Below are 15,443 nucleotides of genomic sequence, written 5' to 3'. Positions count from 1 at the left end.
TGATACGCAGAACCTTGAACTTGTCTGGAGGAATGCGGACGGGGGTCTGTGACTGTTTGTGCCAAAAAACCAACTCGCACCTCAATATGTTCGCCAGCGAGGTCGAACCGATCGTCAGACCCTCTCGCCCACTTAGACCACTGTGCCGCGCTCAAGGAAAGAAATCAGCCGGTACATCGTAATCTCGAACGACTTCCCCCGCCGCGGGCAATATGGCAGCGGCGGCCAATAGGTGCCTAGCGCCATAATCCCCCGAAAGTTGGACAAGCCCGGCAAGGGCGTGTGCACCGATCGCGATAGGCGGGCCGCGGAGTCCGTCTGCTTCGGTGGCCACGTTGCGGTCCAAGCGCGCAAGCGCCAGAAGGCCCTGTAGGTGGGATGCCGGAATGTGCGGCATGTCCGCCAGGCAGACAAGAAGAGCGTCGGCCCCAGCAGCCAAGGCATGCTGCGCGGCGAGCGCCAGAGAGGTGCCCATGCCCCTCCCGGGCTGCGGGTTGTCGAGCAAGACAAATCCTCGGCTGGAGTAGATCTGCCTGCGCGCGGCCGTGCCCAGCGGGCAGACGGCAATTCGTTGCAGGAGCGGCAGGTTCGCCAGTTCAATCGCGATATGGGCGCCAAGCGGCTGACCATGAAGCGGCTGAAGCAGTTTGTCGGCGCCAAAGCGCCGCGAGCGGCCCGCCGCAAGGACCACACCAATGGTTCTGCTAACCTCGATCAAGTTCAATCCGTGCCATCGCGACTTCGCTCAGGACCGAAAGAGCCAGGACACTGGGGTCCCGTGCATGACCAATCAACCCGATGGGTCCTTTGATGCGGTTAACCTGTTCCTGATCAAGTCCCATAGCCGCAAGCCTATTACGGCGGGTAGCGTGGGACCGGGCGCTTCCCAGCGCTCCCACGTAGAACCCTTCCGCTGTTGCGGCACGCGCCAAAATGGTGTCCTCCCACTCATGTTCGTGGAACAGCAGTACCGTAGCGGTCCAAGCGTCCATGGGCAAATCCCAAGGGTCGTCCGGAGCGGTCAGCAGGTGAGTTCTCGCCCGCAAATGCGACAGCGCTTGCAAGCTGTCTGTGTCGGGCGATGCCAGTACGAGATCGAATTCACCGGCCTCTGCCACCCGGGCCATGACCTCAAACTCGGAACCGCGCCCCACGAGCAAGAGGCGCGTACGGGGGCGGTATGGTCGCAGATAGCGCCCTTCCGACCAGCCACCTTGGACTGGACCCGTGACGATGCTGGCGTGGGAACTGGCTGGGTCGAAGGCGAGAGTGAACGCCTGGCGCCGCTGCAGACACGAAAGCGCATCGCGCAGAAGGAAGGCTTCGGGCCTGACATGTATCAGTAGTTCAACGCCGCCCCCGCAGGGGAAGCGGATGTCGATGAAGCGCGAGCCTCGACCGAATCGCAGAATTGCATCGCGCCGAGCCGCTATTGTTTCCACAACTTCGCTGGCTATGGCTGCCTCAACGCATCCGCCAGAGACATAGCCGACATATCGACCATCCTCGAGGACTGCCATCTGGGTGCCTAATGGCTTGGGTGCGCTACCATCGACGGCGCAAATGGTAACTAATGCCCCCTGAATGCCCTGCTCCTTTGCTTGTGCGAGGAAGGCAAACGGCTCGGCTTCCCGTGACAACTCGAATAGTGAGGCAAACGAAGGACCCGAGCCACCCCTTCCGGTCTGGTACTCCGAGATTGGGCGATGTCGCCTGGGCCAGACGGGGCCCCTTTTGGCCACTATGTCGCTGGTATCCAGTCGCATCGGCAGCCTCCTTGCGCCTACCTGGCGTTTCGTCAGCTTTACAACATGACGCCCTGGCGTGTTGTTGTGACTAGCTGGAGGCGCCAATCAAGCCTGCCGATCGCGACAATCCGCCTCGAAGACCCTTACCGGCTCAAAACGACCTAATGATTGGATATGACTGACATAGAGAAGAGACCATTGCGCGTTGCGCTGTGAGGTGCTCGCGCAGGCGTAGTGCATCGAACTTCCCGATGGCGTCTACTTCACCGATTTCCTTCGCCGTGCGGCCGGAATAGAGCACCAACAGAATTGCGAACCCCGAACGATCATCGCATCGCTCTCTCCACGAAAAATCCGGACGGTCTGACCATTGTCGCGCCGCGCTTCGGCCACCAGCCAAACCTGCGAAACCCAGCCATGCACCCCATTCCCTGGCAACTCTTCAGCCTGAGTGAGCCTGGGCAGGCCATGGCCCAGCTCAATCAGGTAGCGGTATCGACCCTCCCAATCGTCGCGGACGGTTAGGTTTTTAGAAATGTCCCGGAAGACCGTCGGGTCGCTCATGCCGGAATAATCACCCGAGGCTGTCTCCTATCACAGCGCTCTTGAGCCATATTCATCGCGCGCCTCGCAGATCGCACGGTGATGCTCATCCGCCCACCCCACCAGGGTCTTCAAGGGGATGAGAAAAGAGCGTCCCATGTCCGTCAGCGCGTACTCGACGCGCGGGGGCACTTCTGGGTAGAGGGTTCGACGGATAAGGCCATCCTCTTCGAGGTGCTTCAGCGTCCTTGAGAGCATCTGCTTTGAAACGTCGCCAATCGCTCGAGCAAGCTCGCTGAAACGCATCGTTCCATCGGAAAGCGCCGCCAGAACAAGCATACTCCATCGGTCGCCGATGCGATCAAGCACGTCCCTGATTGGGCACGGTTGATCGAACCCATACGGCTCTGGCTTGGCAATTATCTCAGACATTCAGATTCCTTCACCTAGCTGCGAGGTCAATCCCAAGTGACCTGGTAAGGCCACGATGACGTCTTGCGGGTCCCATCCACCTAACATAGCTAGGTCTATAGGTCCACATTGTAGACCTGATCACAATACTGGACCGACGCTGATTTATGCGACGCATTTCGCCGACACCGAATGGGGCCTGACCGGCTCCTGCAGCTCTTTTCGAGCGCTGCCATCGTCGACGAGATCGAAGACTCAAAGCACACGGCCAGCGCCATACCGTGCCCACTGATTTCAAATCAAAAGGAGAAATTCATGTTGAATACTACGAAACTGATCGCCCCCGCAGCCATTGCACTTACCTTGCTAGCGGCTGCCCCCACTTTGGCCGAAACCGGATCGCGCAATCTCGCCGCTGAGGAAGCAAATCGCCAGCTCGTCGTCGATTTTTACACCCAGGTCTTCAATGAGCATGACGTGGTAGGCGCGAGCGAAGTCATCGCTGATGACTACATTCAGCACAATCCGACGGTGGCAACCGGCAAGGCGGCGTTTGTGGAGTTTGCCTCGGGGCTGCTGGCCGCAACCCCTGACGCCAGCGGCCGCATAGTTCGCAGCGCCGCTGAGGGCAACCTCGTCTGGCTGCATGTTCATGCGGCTGGTAACGAGGACGGCACCGGAGGGTTGGCCATCATCGACATCTTCCGTGTGGAAGACGGCAAAATTGCCGAGCATTGGGATGTCTTGCAGCCTGTTCCCGCCGAGGCGGCCAACCAGAACACCATGTTCTGATCCAAATCCAAAATAAGGAACAACAACAATGATCGACGGCCGCACGGCTCCCTACGCCGCTCTAATTATGCGCGTCTGCCTAGGGATATTGTTTCTCATGCATGGCGGACAGAAGTTGTTCGTCTTTGGGCCGGCGGGTACCGCCGGATTTTTCGGTTCGCTGGGGCTACCAGCAGTGTTGGCCTATCTAGTCATTGCGCTGGAAATATCAGCTGGGACCGCGCTGATCCTCGGCGTTTACGCTCGGTTAGCAGCGCTAGCCGGAATTCCCGTACTTCTCGGGGCTATCTTCCTCGTTCATGCACCTTTGGGGTTCTTCTTCTCCAACCCGGGCGGCGGCTGGGAGTTTCCCGCGTTCTGGGCAATCACTTGTCTGGTGCAAGCACTTCTTGGTGACGGCCTTTATGCGCTCAAGCCGACACCAGTGCGCGGACGTTAAGTCAGCCGCTATCAGCATACTGCATTAGCGGGCACAGCCAGGGCGAATTCTCGTCACACCTCGCGCTTTCGCGACGAGGCTCCGCCTTTGTCCGTCGACGCCATCATGGATTCAACGCGGAGATCGTTCTCCCGATTGAAGTCTTAAGCTCGGGTCGCATAGTGCTGAGAACCGGGATTAGTGTCGCTTTGGGTTGCCAGAAGCCGCCGGTCTGCTCTGCGCCTCATTCGGCCGTTCGGTAAGCCCTCGCGAATTCCCGAAAACGGACATTGCCGCACGACCCAACCGACCACCTGATCGGATCGCAGTCGGAAGTCGACCGTCCGCCAGTGGGAAGCGATTCAGAAGTCCCGTGCGACTAACCGCCGCCCCGGCGGATCGGAAGGTTGCGTCGGGCGAGATCGATTTGAATGTTCTACCAGGTCACCCGTGTTAGGAGCGCTGGCGCGCCTTGACCTCTTCAGGCCCGAGGAATGCCAAGACATTGCGCTGGTGGATGGCCTGCGTGTCGGCCGCGTTCAGATTCAACTGGTCGATGCCGCGCAGGGTCTCGCGCACCATGAAGGCGCCGCCTTCGGCGTCGAACGGAAAGTCGCTCGCGAACATGACGTGCGGCACCTTGAAGAATTCCAGGCCGCAGGCCATGGCGGGCACGTCGCCGGACAGCGCGGTGTCCGCGTAGAAATTGCGGAAATACTCGATGGGCGGACGCTTGAGCTGGACGGGCAACAGGTCGGCCTCCTGCCCCCCGGTGCGTGTGCCCATCTGCGCTCCCAGACCTTGGCTGATGCGGCCGGCAAAATAGGGCACCATGCCCCCCATATGATGGGTGAAGACGCGCAGATTGGGGTAACGGTCGAACAGTCCGCTAAAGACGAGGCGCGACATTGCCGCGGTGCTCTCGTAAGGCCAACCGAAACACCACCAGATCTCGAAACGCGACTGCTTCTCGCTGGTGTAGTCGGGGGCATCGGCAGTCCGGGTGGGGTGGAGCCAGATCGCGAGGCCCGTTTTGGCGATAGCTTCGAAGACGGCTTCGAAATCGGGATGGTCGAGCGGGCGGCCCAGAATATTGGTCGGAATCTGAAATCCCCTCGCGCCCAGTTTGACGGCCCGCTCCACCTCGGCGACGGCGGTCTTAGTGTCGAGCATCGACAAAGCCGCGACAAAGCCGACGAACCGGTCAGGGTGCCTGGCCACCAGATCGGCAAGCCCGTCATTGGCAACGCGCGCCGCGTCGGCAGCATCCTTGGGCGCAAAGAGTTCCTCGATCGGGGGAAACGACAAGGTGAGAACCTGACGATATCCGTCGAAACGGTCCATCAGCCAAAACCGTGCGTCGAGATCGTGCAGCGTAGTCAGCGTCAGCCAGCGTTTCATCCGGCCGGTTTCAGAGTGCCCGGCGCGCAGCAAGGCCAGATAGGCGGGCGGCATGATATGGGTCCACGCGTCGATCACTTCATTCATGGTCAAGTCTCTCGAATGCCTTGCACCAGTCGGCGCAGGAAGGGCGGGTTACGGGGCCGGCAGTGCTTGCCGATGGGTCGCGATCAAGCTGCGCCGCGTTCGCTTTTGGGAAGCCAGCTGGTCAGGCGGCGCTCGATGAATTGCACGAGCCCGATGACCAGCAGCGCCACCGCCACGATCACCACGATGACGGCGAGGACGCTCGTGGCGTCGAACCGTCCGCCGGCCTCGGTCACGATCCGGCCGAGCCCGACGACAGCGATGAACATCTCGCCGTTGATCATGCCCGTGACGGCGCGGCTGGCCCCCAGGCGTATGCCGGCCATGATGCCGGGGAGCGCCGCGGGGATCACGATGCGGAAGAGTGCGGTGGTCGGCGATGCACCGAAGGAGCGCGCCATCTCGACCAGGCTCGGCGACACCGCCTTTATCGAGTCGGTCGTCGTGATCATGATAGCGAACGTCGAGTACATGACGATAACGCCGATAATCGACTCCCGCCCGTCCCCGAAGACGGAGAAAAAGACCGGAGCGAACACTAGCGAGGGGGATGTCAGTAAGGCGTAGACATAGACGCTGAACGCGGACTCGACCCGGTGGTACCACCCCATCAGGCCGCCAACGACAAGACCGAGGGTCAGGGACAGGCCGAACCCCAATGCTAGGTTCACGAGGCTCGAGCCGAGGCTATTCAGAATCAGCCCGTCCCCAACCATCTCCCATAGACGCGCCATCACCTTGCTTGCCGGAGGCAGGGAGGCCGCCTCGAAAACACGACCGAGGATTTCCCACACGATCAGGCCGACGGCGAGGCTTACGGCGGTGTCGAGGAGCGGCAGCCGTCGGAACCAGGATAGGCGTTTTCGCTCCACCGCTTGCAGTGCATGGATAGCGGTGTTCTGGTCGGCGGAACCGGCACGGGAAGGAGGCGCGACGGTCATAGGGCATGCTCCCTGGTTGCGACCGAGCGTTCCTCATGCATGGACCGGAGCCGGTTCCAGAGATGCGCAGAGATATCGACATATTCCTTGGACCGCTCGAGCGCGTCGAAGTCCCGTGAGCGCGGACGCGCGATGGGAACGTCGATGATCTCGGCGATACGACCGGGGCGCGCGCTCATCAGGACCACGCGATCGCCAAGCAGCACCGCCTCTTCCATGCTGTGGGTGATGAAAACCACGGTGAGTTCGGTGCGCTCCCAGATGCCGAGAAGCTCTTCCTGGAGCAACCGCCGGGTCTGCTCGTCGACCGCCCCGAAGGGCTCGTCCATAAGGAGCACCTTGGGCTCGACTGCGAGCGCGCGGGCGATCCCGACGCGCTGCTGCATGCCGCCGGAGAGCTCTGCGGGCCGCTTGTTCTCGAAGCCCTTGAGGCCCACCATCTCGATCAGCTCATGCGCTCGCCCCTCACGGTCCCGCTTAGGAACATGGCGCATCTCCAGGCCGAAAGTGACATTCTTCAGGACCGTAGCCCAGGGTAGCAGCGCAAAGTTCTGGAACACCATGGCCCGATCAGGACCCGGCCCCCGCACGGGCTCGCCGGCGACCTCGATGTCGCCCCCGTCCCAGGGGATGAGCCCGGCGATGGCTTTCAGCATCGTCGTCTTGCCGCATCCGCTGGGCCCGAGGACAGTAACGAACTCGCCGGCGCCAATCGTCAGATCGACCGAGTCAAGTGCGTGGACTGTACTGCCGTCAAGGCTGGTGAAGGTCTTGGTCAGTTTGTCGATCGTAATCATCGGGATGCTCCTCGAGCGGTGTGTGTCGACGGGCTGAGCCGCCTTTCGAGCCAGGCCATGAGGTTGACGAGCAACACCGCTTCCAGGACCACGATAATGATCACGGCGTAGAGCGCGCCTGGCTGAAAGAAGCCCCGGAACTTTAGAATGAGTCCGCCAATGCCGACGGACACCATCAGAAGTTCGACGATCACCATGGCCTGGACGGCGCGACCGAGGCCGAGCCGGAGCCCGGTCATGATCGAAGGCATGGCGCCGGGAACGAGCACCCGCTGCCAGATGCGGCGCTCGTCGGCGCCGAAGGAGCGGGCCATCTGGATCAGCGAGGGATCGACCTGGCGGACCCCGGCACGAGCGCTGACGATGATCATTACCACGGCAAAGAGCGTGACCAGGATGACGCGCGAGAGAAGACCAAACCCGACCGAGATGACCAGCAATGGAATGATCGCGGCGAGCGGGGTGACCAGAAGAATGCTCAGGTAGACGTCGAGATAACGCTCAGCCCGGCGGAACCGCCCAAGCAGCAGTCCTACCGGCACGCCAATGACGACGGCGATCGCAAACCCGATGACCATGGCCTGATTGCTGATCCAAAGCGCTTCCCACAGCTCACGCGTAAACAATAGCCGACCGAGATCGACCATCGTTTCGGTAAAGGTTGGGATCAGTAGTCCCTTCGCGAACGTGCCGTAGATCTGCCAGACGGTAGCAAAGACCACGAGGGTAAGCGCGCTGTAGACGACGGGTTGATCCAGGGCGCGGATGAGTGACGCGGAGGGATGATCCGCCCCGGTCCGATCCGCATCGCGGATCGGACCGCTCTGCCAACCGGTGCGCATGGCTTAGCGACCGGTTGAGGCGTTTTGCGAGAAGGTCAAGTCCGCCGCGTCGGCGGCCGACATACCCTCACTGATGACGCCGGCCTCGACAAAGAAGTCGATCGTGTACTGCACGTTCTCCTCGGTGAGCGCCGTCACGTCGAACAGGCCTGCCTCGACGTACTTCTGGGCGGTGCCCGGAAGCGAGGGGGTGACGCTATCGGGGAGGTACTTTTCTACCAGGCCGACCAGATAGGCTGGATCGGCATTGATGCGTTCATGCTCCCCGGCAACCGCGTCGATGAATGCCTGGGCAGCGCCGGGCGATGCCGCGAGGAATTCCGAATTCGCGTAAATCGTCTGCGGGTGGAGATCAGGCAGATCCTTGCTGAAGTCCGCGAGCGGCTCACCGAGGGGCGTTCCGGCCGCCTCAAGGGCGGCGACGTCAGCGAGTTCGAGTGCGGTGGCCGTGATCTCGCCCGCCTGCAGCGCCTGTGCCCGGACGTCCGAGCCCCCAATTACGAGGAACTGGGGCCGCGCCGACCCGCAATTCTCCGCGATCCAGGTTCGGATCATCGCGGTCGCCACCGCGCCCTCACTGAAGATGCCCACCGGCTTGCCGTCGAGGTCCTCACAGCTTTCTATGCCGTCCTGGGCGTAGAAGCCCCATTGGTTACCGACCACGTCCCCGATCAGCACGATTGGGGCACCGCGCTCATGGGCAATGAGAGCAGGACTGGTGCTTTCCGCAGAGATGGCATAGCGCCCCAGGGCCAGGCCCTCGATGGCAAGTTCCGGTTCGGCCAGTTCCACGATCGCGATGTCGTTGCCCGCCTCGCGCATCGCGTCTATGGCGGCGAGCAGCGGAACGGTCGTGATGTCGGGCTCGACCAAGGCCACAGTGAACGTGGCCAGAGCGCTACCCGCCTCCTGTGCCGTCGCGGTGCCTGTCACTATGGAACCTGCCAGCACCATGCCGGCAATCAGGTTATTGCAGTTATTCATAATTTCCTCCCAGATGCGAACGTTTGGTTTGCGGATAGAGATGGATGACCATCTCGACTGGATTCATTTTGCGGCGGCATCGCGCGTCCTCCCCGACGCAGCGAAATCACAGCGCGATACGTACACTCCCGCTCATTTGAATCGCCCGGCCGATATCGGCGGCCGCGGCTGCCGCAGGCCCGATCAGTCGGCTTCTAAAGTCTTCATCGCTGGCACGTGATGCCGGTGCGACGAGGCTGATCGCCGCTAGCGGGTGCCCGTCGCTGTCGCAAACCGGCACGGCTAAAACGCGCAACCCGAGCGTAAAGATGGATTCGCGCAATACGTAGCCGTCCCGGCGCGCCGCCTGGAGCCGAACCGAGAGCTCAGATCGGCTGATGGTGACATCAGAGGCCGCACCGGGACGCGACGGCGCGTTGAAGACCCGCTCAACATCCTGATCCGACATGAATGCAAGCATTGCCTGGCCGATCGCACTCGACGCTGCCGGCACCGTAGTGCCGATTCGGATATCAACGCCGAGTCGCGATATCCCAGCGCGAACGCGTTCGACATAGATGACATCGCCGCCATCGATGACCCCGAGGCTAGCCGCCTCCAGAGTTTCGCCCACCAACTCTCTGAGGATTGGCCGCGCGATATCGCGCAGGTCGGAGCGGGCAATAGCATGAAATCCCAGATCCGCGACCTTGAGAGTCAGCCGAAACATCTTCTCCCGGCGCGAGAGGTATCCCGCAGCCATCAGCGTATTCAGCATCCTGAACGCGGTCCCCGCATCGAGCCCCGTGGCCACCGCAACCTGAGATATTGTCAGTTCTGGGTTTTCTGCCGTGAAGACCTCGAGAACGCGCAGCCCCTTGATCAGCGAAGCGACCAAACTTTTGGATTCTGCGGCTTCGCTCAACATGGTAACTGGCTCCCAATTTTCGGATACCGAAATATTTTTCGTTCTTTAGAATGAGACTCGCTGTGCAGGAATGTCAAGGCGCGACTCGCGCCTATTCGCTACACTGCAGTGGCACGGCGACTTTCGGTGTGCTCCACTAGGAAACCTTCGCGTTCTATATCGAAGATTCGGTGGGCTAATAGATGAGGAAGCCTTTGTGCGCCGAAGCGAGTGGGTGCCGTATTCTTCTGGCGGCACTTCAAAGGCCGTTACCCACTCGACGACCGGACGCGCATACTAGGGATGCTGAGATGCCCGGCAGGATTGCAAAGCCGTCTACGGTGCCGCGCCTGGTCGTTCCAGCAGCCCCTCTAATCCGCATGGTGGTTACTACATGTCGCTCAACATTGCGGCCGGTCTGGCTTTGGCGGCAATAAAAGCTACCCCGATCTGTTACAGCCGTATGGCGGGTTTCAGATGGCGCGCGCGTTGAGAACGGCTACGCCAATATGTCCGGGCATTCATGACCGTCCTCGACCCGCATGTCTCACACGCGGCGAGATGGGGCACGTTGTTCTGACGGTGCTGGCCATGGTGGCGCAGATGGAGCGACGGTTCATCAAGGAGCGGCAACGCGAGAGCATACAACAGGCCAAGGCTCTCGGTCGGTACGCCGGTGGCAAACGAAAGCTAGACCGCAATAGAGGCCGTGAACTGCATGCCGAAGGGATTGGTCCCTCCGAGATCGCTTAACAGATGGGTTGCTCGCGAATGCAGGCCTGTCGCATTCTCGCCGAGACCTGAGTGATCGCCGCTAGACCCAAGCGGCCTAATTGAGAGGGCGACCGAAGAACGGCGGACCGTCCTCCTTCCCAAGGGGCAGGGGCCGCTAGACAATGCAGGCGCGACAGCTCGGTTGCCGGGATCAGCCCTAGAAAGCTGACAAAACCCTCGCGCTCGGTACCGGTGGCTTTCGCGCAGCTAAGTGGGGGATGCCCCGTCCCGAACTGTAGAGGGGACAACCCCATTGTTGACTTATTGGTAGCTGGTTTGACCCGGCTCTAGCGGCGCATCGGGAATTGCGCCAGGGCCCGAGAACGTGGTTTGGCCCGGCTCGGGTGGTGCATCATATGTAGGGGAAGTACTGCTGCAACCGGCAATTACAAAGGCGGAAATTGCCGCGAATGTGAGTAGGCGAAGGTTCTTTTGCATTGAAAAAGGCCTCTTTCTATAAGCATTCCGTACCCCGCTAGTCGTTCAAGCAAATGTGTCAACTGAGGGGCCGTATGCCCTTCGATTGACATTTTACGCGCCGAGCGCCTGGCTATTCGTCGTCCTCAGCGCTGGCGGCGAGACTTGCAAAGCAAGCAGAGAGGTCTGCCGGGGCGCCCAACGTTTCGGCCCATTTTGCAGTTTCGGGTTGCTCTGAAATGGTGGCGAGGCCGCCCCACACATCCTTAAATTGCTTCTTCCCGTCAGCTTCTTCGAAGAACATATAGCCGGGTTCCACCTCAGCAGGTGTGACATAGGCCACACTCCACCGGCCGCTCTGCAAAACGGTGTTGACCTCGATCTGGTCCGGAGTTTCCCCGCCGGCCAACGCGGCAGCGGCGAGGGTCGCATATTCCCGTTTGAGAGCCTCGGTCATCGGCTGCTCGATATTCGCGCAAGCGTCCTGCGCCACAGCCGCTCCGGTGGCCAGGAGGATGGACAAAATCGCCAGACAGGACCGCGACCTGAGAACGATATTTGAACTGAGCATCTCGTCTTCTCCCAATATTTTTGTTATCCCACAGTGGGATAAGCCAAGCCTAAGTTGCTCTTTAACTCTCTTGCAATGCGGGTAATCCCCCAGTGGTGAAGGAAACCCTTCACGCATTGAGCGACAGTTGCACTCGGCATAGTGCGAAATGCCGCAATGCACAAAGATCAGCGTGAATCCGCTAACAGGCGACGAGAGCGAGCAATGTGTTCTCGGCTGCGCTGGCGGTCCTTCGCCAAGGCAGTTTCAAACTCATTGGAGCGATCCATACGCGCTTCCGTGCTTGATCAGAGTTGTGCGCTTTGTACTGTAACGCTCGTAACGTCCAGGCATCTTGGACGGGATGAACGTGGGTATCGGTCATGGCGTGCCTGGCTTGGCTCCGCCCTTGATGCGAGCGGCTTCTCGTTTTTTGTCCTGTCGCTCAGCGACCGTCAGGACGGGATGATGTCGTCTCGGCTGCCGGGACGCGGCTCGATCGCCTCGGTTCCTGCGTCATGCCCCGACCTTGCCGTCAAGCTCGTCCCAGGCACGCAGCTGGTTTTCCGCAAGGCTGACCAGACGCTCACGGTCGAAACTCGGGTCATGCCCGGCATGGACGGTTCTTGCCGGAATCGTCAGGAGACGCTGCAGGGTCCGGCGGTACGCCGCGACATCCGAATGGTGCAGGTTCGAGATGAGCGGGCCATCGTAGAGCGCGTCGCCGGAAAACAGCGTCTGCGTCCGCTCTTCGAACAGGCCGATCGATCCAGGCGAATGGCCCGGGAGATGAAGTATCCGGAACGCCCGGTCCCCGAGATCCACCACGTCGCCGTCCTCGACAGGGACGACCTTCTTGGAAGGACGGATGCAGAAGGATTCGATGTCGAAGTCCGCCGAAGGGATCGCCGTTATGATGGAACCGGACATGTCGTAGCCAGGAATCGGCGGTATGCTGAGACTGCCCATGTTCATTGGCGTGAATCCTTGGGCCGCCAGCGTGAAATCGCCCGTGCACTTGCACAGCCCATCCGCTTCCAGTCTGTGCACGAGGCATTCGTCGAACTCGTGGTGCCCGCCGATGTGGTCGATGTGCGTGTGCGTCGCCACGGCCGTGACGGGCTTGTCGAGGATGTCGCGGGCGAAGGTACGGAGGCTGGATATCCCGAGGCCCGTGTCGATGATCAGGTCCCGGTCACGCCCGCGTACGTGCCAGATGTTGCAGCGGAGAAGCGCGGGGACGTGTGGCTCCCAGATCAGCGTGATGTCGTCATCGAGCTTCGAACACTCGAACCAGTGGTCGGCGACGGTGAAGGACATGACTTAACCTTTCTCGATGGAGCAGCATCGGAGCGCTCCTGGTACGCTCGGGAAGACCCCGAACCTGATTTCAGGATGGCAACTGCCGTCGGCGCAGGAGCCAGTAGGCGATGCCGGACACGGCGAAGCCGACCAGGATGCTGACATCGGCACCAGCGAGGTATCGCTCCGCGAACGGCGACCTGAAGATGTCGGTTGTCGTGCAGGCCAGAGCGGCGACGATGCCGAGCACCCAGCTTGCATATGCATCCCACTTCCATCGAGGGATGCCGCCGGTGGCAAGATCGTCGGCGAAAAGCGGCGCGTCATCGTACCTGCCGCGGCGAAGGAACGTATCCACCACGAAGATGGCACACCACGGCGCGATCCAGACGACCATGAGGGCCAGGAACGCGATGAAGGCACTGGTGAAGTCGTACAGGAAGATGGCGCACGCCGATGCAGCCGTTGCCAGTACCGCATCGAGCAGAACGGCTTTGGAACGTGATGTCCGCAACCCCATCGCGAGCAGGGACATTCCCGAGCTGTAGGTGTTGATGAAGTTGTTGGTGATCGCACCGCCGACGATCAGCACGAGGTAAAGATTGAAGTACCAAGGCGCGAGCAGCGTGCCGAGCCCCGCGATCGGGTCGGTCAGGTCAGCCACGCGGGCTGCGAAATATCCGATCACGGTGATCGTTGTGGCGGGAATGAATGCCCCCAGGAACGTCCAGAATGCGATCGAGGCGCCGCTCGTCGCCTTCGGCAGGTAACGTGCGAAATTCGCCGCGCCGTTCACGTAGCTCAGCGGCATGGAGATCGTCAGGCCAAGCGCGATGAGCATCGTCGGGAGATCGGCACCTTCGGCAGGCGGCAGCGGCGCAGCGGAGGCTGCCCAGTAGATCTGGGGGATGAGGCCAAGCATCACGGCTCCCAAAGCCCAGGTGAGCGCCTGCTGCATGAACAGGATGGTGGCATGTCCGAGAACGCCGATTCCGAAAGTAAATACCGCCAGCCCGAGTAGGAGCAGCGCCTCCATAAGAGGGGAAGGTTCGAAACCCAGCTGTTGGCAAAGGGTGAAAAGGGCGAACGTCGCAAGGACGAGATTGACTGATTCCCAGCCTACGTTGGTCAACCAGGAGAACAGGGACGGAAGCAGGTTCCCCGTCGATCCGAATATCCCCCGGCTGATCGCCAGGGTCGCCGTACCCGCCCTCGCTCCGGGAATGCTTACATAGCCTACCAGCCAGTAGACGGCGTATCCCGCGACGACCACGGTAATCATCTGCGACGGGGTGAGCCCCATGACGACCAGCAGCGATCCCACGATGACGTAGGTCAGGATAACGTTCGCCGCGCTCCAGACGGAGAAAAGGTCAGCTGGACGGCCGGAGCGCTCGGCATCCGGCACGATGTTGATCCCGTTCTGCTCGACTGAGAATGCCTGGTTGGAGTCGACTGCGACCCCCCCGTCTTCGACATGTGCCATCTTAACGTTCCCATGTTATATTTATGACAGTGGAAGCTAAAGTCGGACTTTCTTTCAGTCAATCGTGTTTCATCGGGTCGGAAGGTTGGCGACTCCACTTGAAGTAGAACTGGTCGAGCAATAAGTTCGGCCTGGTTTTGGCTCGTACAGGAAGTTCCCGAAGACGGATGCTAGAGGCAGGAAATTTCCACGTGCGGAAATATGGGGCTCAGTTCCGCAGCCGGCATCCGGAATCCCAAGGAGCCACATGAGCGACGATCCACAAGCGCCGATGCACATGATCGGGCGGCTGGCCCTCGTCGCCGGCGTGACGACCCAGACGATCCGGCTATGGGAGAAGCGTGGTCGGCTGGCATCCGTGAGGACTGGTGCCGGGCGGCGCATGTTCTCGGAAGAGATGCTTCAGCGCGCGGCCGGACTTGCGGCGGAATCCAGGCGCGGCGAGGTGCATGTTCAACGCATGGAGCACAGCAGCCCCGAAACGCTAGAGCTAGCCTCCACTGGCGCGAGAATCCGACAAGCCAGGAGCGCGCGCGGTCTTAGCCAGGCAGCTGCGGCCGACTTGCTCGGAATATCGCGGTCCTTCCTGTCAGCGGTGGAGCGGGGAGCGAGCGGGGTTTCGACCAAGATTCTCGCACGGATGGCAGACGTGTTCGGCATTCCGATGAGTGGGTTCGCGGAAGCCCGTGACCAACAGATGCGTATCATGCGCGTTTCGGAACGGCCGCGCACGACCTTGGCGCACGGCGTCGTCTGGGATGAACTTGCCGCCCCGAACAGCCACGAGATCGAACCCGCTCTCCTTACCGTCCCGGCCGGCGCCGCAAGCGGCGGCGTGTTCGTCCGTCCCGGCGAGATCTTCTTCCTCGTAAAATCCGGATCGCTGTCGTTCTCCTCCGGCGAATTCCTCGAAGAGGTGTTGCTCGAAGAAGGCGACTCCGTTGTGCTGGAAGGGGGAACGCCCTTTTCTTGGCAGAACGACAGCCGCGCGACGACCGTCCTGATCTGGATCGAGTTGGTCCGTCGTTCCTCGAGTGCCCCGTCCGACTGAAAGCTCCCGAGGG

Annotated in this window: 16 protein-coding genes and 2 pseudogenes; 5 read left to right on the top strand and 13 right to left on the bottom strand. The window is 61.0% G+C overall.

What is annotated here, in order from left to right; all coding sequences use genetic code 11:
- Positions 1-151 precede the first annotated feature (151 nt).
- From ACI3KW_RS12105 to ACI3KW_RS12090, 4 genes are all read right to left on the bottom strand, one after another.
- A complete protein-coding gene (locus ACI3KW_RS12105) occupies positions 152-718 on the bottom strand; it encodes an NTP transferase domain-containing protein (RefSeq protein WP_404848280.1) in 567 nt (188 codons plus the stop codon).
- Positions 705-1,766, bottom strand: a complete 1,062-nt coding sequence (locus ACI3KW_RS12100; protein ID WP_404848279.1) for an XdhC family protein — start codon at positions 1,764-1,766, stop codon at positions 705-707. The genes ACI3KW_RS12105 and ACI3KW_RS12100 overlap by 14 nt, the downstream gene beginning before the upstream one ends.
- 240 nt (positions 1,767-2,006) lie before the next feature.
- Positions 2,007-2,312 carry a SufE family protein gene (locus ACI3KW_RS12095; protein ID WP_404848278.1) on the bottom strand — a complete coding sequence of 102 codons (306 nt, stop codon included), beginning with the start codon at positions 2,310-2,312 and terminating at the stop codon, positions 2,007-2,009.
- 30 nt (positions 2,313-2,342) lie between these two features.
- Positions 2,343-2,723, bottom strand: a complete 381-nt coding sequence (locus ACI3KW_RS12090; protein WP_404848277.1) for a winged helix-turn-helix transcriptional regulator — start codon at positions 2,721-2,723, stop codon at positions 2,343-2,345.
- Between the two features lie 171 nt (positions 2,724-2,894).
- On the opposite strand from ACI3KW_RS12090, the gene ACI3KW_RS12085 reads away from it, so the two are divergent.
- Positions 2,895-3,494, top strand: a complete 600-nt coding sequence (locus tag ACI3KW_RS12085) for an ester cyclase (RefSeq protein ID WP_404848276.1) — start codon at positions 2,895-2,897, stop codon at positions 3,492-3,494.
- Positions 3,495-3,522: 28 nt separating this feature from the next.
- Positions 3,523-3,933, top strand: a complete 411-nt coding sequence (locus tag ACI3KW_RS12080) for a DoxX family protein (protein ID WP_404848275.1) — start codon at positions 3,523-3,525, stop codon at positions 3,931-3,933.
- A gap of 432 nt (positions 3,934-4,365) precedes the next feature.
- On the opposite strand, the gene ACI3KW_RS12075 is transcribed toward ACI3KW_RS12080, so the two are convergent.
- From ACI3KW_RS12075 to ACI3KW_RS12050, 6 genes are all read right to left on the bottom strand, one after another.
- A complete protein-coding gene (locus tag ACI3KW_RS12075) occupies positions 4,366-5,400 on the bottom strand; it encodes an amidohydrolase family protein (protein WP_404848274.1) in 1,035 nt (344 codons plus the stop codon).
- 83 nt (positions 5,401-5,483) lie between these two features.
- Positions 5,484-6,341, bottom strand: a complete 858-nt coding sequence (locus ACI3KW_RS12070; protein WP_404848273.1) for an ABC transporter permease — start codon at positions 6,339-6,341, stop codon at positions 5,484-5,486.
- The gene (locus ACI3KW_RS12065) at positions 6,338-7,144 is read right to left on the bottom strand and encodes an ABC transporter ATP-binding protein (protein WP_404848340.1); all 807 of its coding nucleotides are present in this window, start codon (positions 7,142-7,144) and stop codon (positions 6,338-6,340) included. The genes ACI3KW_RS12070 and ACI3KW_RS12065 overlap by 4 nt, the downstream gene beginning before the upstream one ends.
- Positions 7,135-7,980: an ABC transporter permease gene (locus ACI3KW_RS12060; RefSeq protein WP_404848272.1), complete on the bottom strand. Its 846-nt coding sequence runs from the start codon at positions 7,978-7,980 to the stop codon at positions 7,135-7,137. Before ACI3KW_RS12060 ends, ACI3KW_RS12065 begins: the two co-directional genes overlap by 10 nt.
- Positions 7,981-7,983: 3 nt before the next feature.
- Positions 7,984-8,964: an ABC transporter substrate-binding protein gene (locus ACI3KW_RS12055; protein WP_404848271.1), complete on the bottom strand. Its 981-nt coding sequence runs from the start codon at positions 8,962-8,964 to the stop codon at positions 7,984-7,986.
- A 106-nt stretch (positions 8,965-9,070) separates the two neighbouring features.
- Entirely contained in the window at positions 9,071-9,871 is an 801-nt protein-coding gene (locus ACI3KW_RS12050; RefSeq protein WP_404848270.1) for an IclR family transcriptional regulator, read from the bottom strand.
- Between the two features lie 331 nt (positions 9,872-10,202).
- Between ACI3KW_RS12050 and ACI3KW_RS12045 the strand changes: the two are divergent.
- Both ACI3KW_RS12045 and ACI3KW_RS12040 read left to right on the top strand, forming a co-directional pair.
- Positions 10,203-10,362: pseudogene (locus ACI3KW_RS12045) on the top strand (mandelate racemase); the annotation flags it as partial.
- Between the two features lie 5 nt (positions 10,363-10,367).
- A pseudogene (locus ACI3KW_RS12040) lies at positions 10,368-10,603 on the top strand (recombinase family protein); the annotation flags it as partial.
- Positions 10,604-11,174: 571 nt separating this feature from the next.
- On the opposite strand, the gene ACI3KW_RS12035 reads toward ACI3KW_RS12040, so the two are convergent.
- The 3 genes from ACI3KW_RS12035 to ACI3KW_RS12025 all read right to left on the bottom strand — a co-directional run bounded on the left by ACI3KW_RS12035 (position 11,175) and on the right by ACI3KW_RS12025 (position 14,379).
- Positions 11,175-11,612, bottom strand: a complete 438-nt coding sequence (locus ACI3KW_RS12035) for a hypothetical protein (protein WP_404848269.1) — start codon at positions 11,610-11,612, stop codon at positions 11,175-11,177.
- Positions 11,613-12,107: 495 nt separating this feature from the next.
- Positions 12,108-12,911 (bottom strand): MBL fold metallo-hydrolase, encoded by an 804-nt coding sequence (locus ACI3KW_RS12030; RefSeq protein WP_404848268.1) that lies wholly within the window; start codon positions 12,909-12,911, stop codon positions 12,108-12,110.
- Positions 12,912-12,981: 70 nt separating this feature from the next.
- Positions 12,982-14,379, bottom strand: coding sequence for a purine-cytosine permease family protein (locus ACI3KW_RS12025; protein WP_404848267.1), 1,398 nt, complete (start codon positions 14,377-14,379; stop codon positions 12,982-12,984).
- Positions 14,380-14,626: 247 nt separating this feature from the next.
- On the opposite strand from ACI3KW_RS12025, the gene ACI3KW_RS12020 reads away from it, so the two are divergent.
- On the top strand, positions 14,627-15,430 hold the full coding sequence (locus ACI3KW_RS12020) for a helix-turn-helix domain-containing protein (protein WP_404848266.1): 804 nt from the start codon (positions 14,627-14,629) through the stop codon (positions 15,428-15,430).
- The last annotated feature ends 13 nt before the right edge of the window (positions 15,431-15,443 follow it).

The sequence above is a fragment of the Devosia sp. ZW T5_3 genome, from assembly GCF_044987315.1.
Lineage (GTDB): Bacteria > Pseudomonadota > Alphaproteobacteria > Rhizobiales > Devosiaceae > Devosia.
This window is presented reverse-complemented; position numbering and strand designations above follow the sequence as displayed.

Excerpts from the sequence above, each read along its gene's own strand:
- ACI3KW_RS12100 (WP_404848279.1), bottom strand. The coding sequence starts at position 1,766 with ATGCGACTGGATACCAGCGACATAGTGGCCAAAAGGGGCCCCGTCTGG.
- ACI3KW_RS12095 (WP_404848278.1), bottom strand. The coding sequence starts at position 2,312 with ATGAGCGACCCGACGGTCTTCCGGGACATTTCTAAAAACCTAACCGTC.
- ACI3KW_RS12090 (WP_404848277.1), bottom strand. The coding sequence starts at position 2,723 with ATGTCTGAGATAATTGCCAAGCCAGAGCCGTATGGGTTCGATCAACCG.
- ACI3KW_RS12085 (WP_404848276.1), top strand. The coding sequence starts at position 2,895 with ATGGGGCCTGACCGGCTCCTGCAGCTCTTTTCGAGCGCTGCCATCGTC.
- ACI3KW_RS12080 (WP_404848275.1), top strand. The coding sequence starts at position 3,523 with ATGATCGACGGCCGCACGGCTCCCTACGCCGCTCTAATTATGCGCGTC.
- ACI3KW_RS12075 (WP_404848274.1), bottom strand. The coding sequence starts at position 5,400 with ATGAATGAAGTGATCGACGCGTGGACCCATATCATGCCGCCCGCCTAT.
- ACI3KW_RS12070 (WP_404848273.1), bottom strand. The coding sequence starts at position 6,341 with ATGACCGTCGCGCCTCCTTCCCGTGCCGGTTCCGCCGACCAGAACACC.
- ACI3KW_RS12060 (WP_404848272.1), bottom strand. The coding sequence starts at position 7,980 with ATGCGCACCGGTTGGCAGAGCGGTCCGATCCGCGATGCGGATCGGACC.
- ACI3KW_RS12055 (WP_404848271.1), bottom strand. The coding sequence starts at position 8,964 with ATGAATAACTGCAATAACCTGATTGCCGGCATGGTGCTGGCAGGTTCC.
- ACI3KW_RS12050 (WP_404848270.1), bottom strand. The coding sequence starts at position 9,871 with ATGTTGAGCGAAGCCGCAGAATCCAAAAGTTTGGTCGCTTCGCTGATC.
- ACI3KW_RS12035 (WP_404848269.1), bottom strand. The coding sequence starts at position 11,612 with ATGCTCAGTTCAAATATCGTTCTCAGGTCGCGGTCCTGTCTGGCGATT.
- ACI3KW_RS12030 (WP_404848268.1), bottom strand. The coding sequence starts at position 12,911 with ATGTCCTTCACCGTCGCCGACCACTGGTTCGAGTGTTCGAAGCTCGAT.
- ACI3KW_RS12025 (WP_404848267.1), bottom strand. The coding sequence starts at position 14,379 with ATGGCACATGTCGAAGACGGGGGGGTCGCAGTCGACTCCAACCAGGCA.
- ACI3KW_RS12020 (WP_404848266.1), top strand. The coding sequence starts at position 14,627 with ATGAGCGACGATCCACAAGCGCCGATGCACATGATCGGGCGGCTGGCC.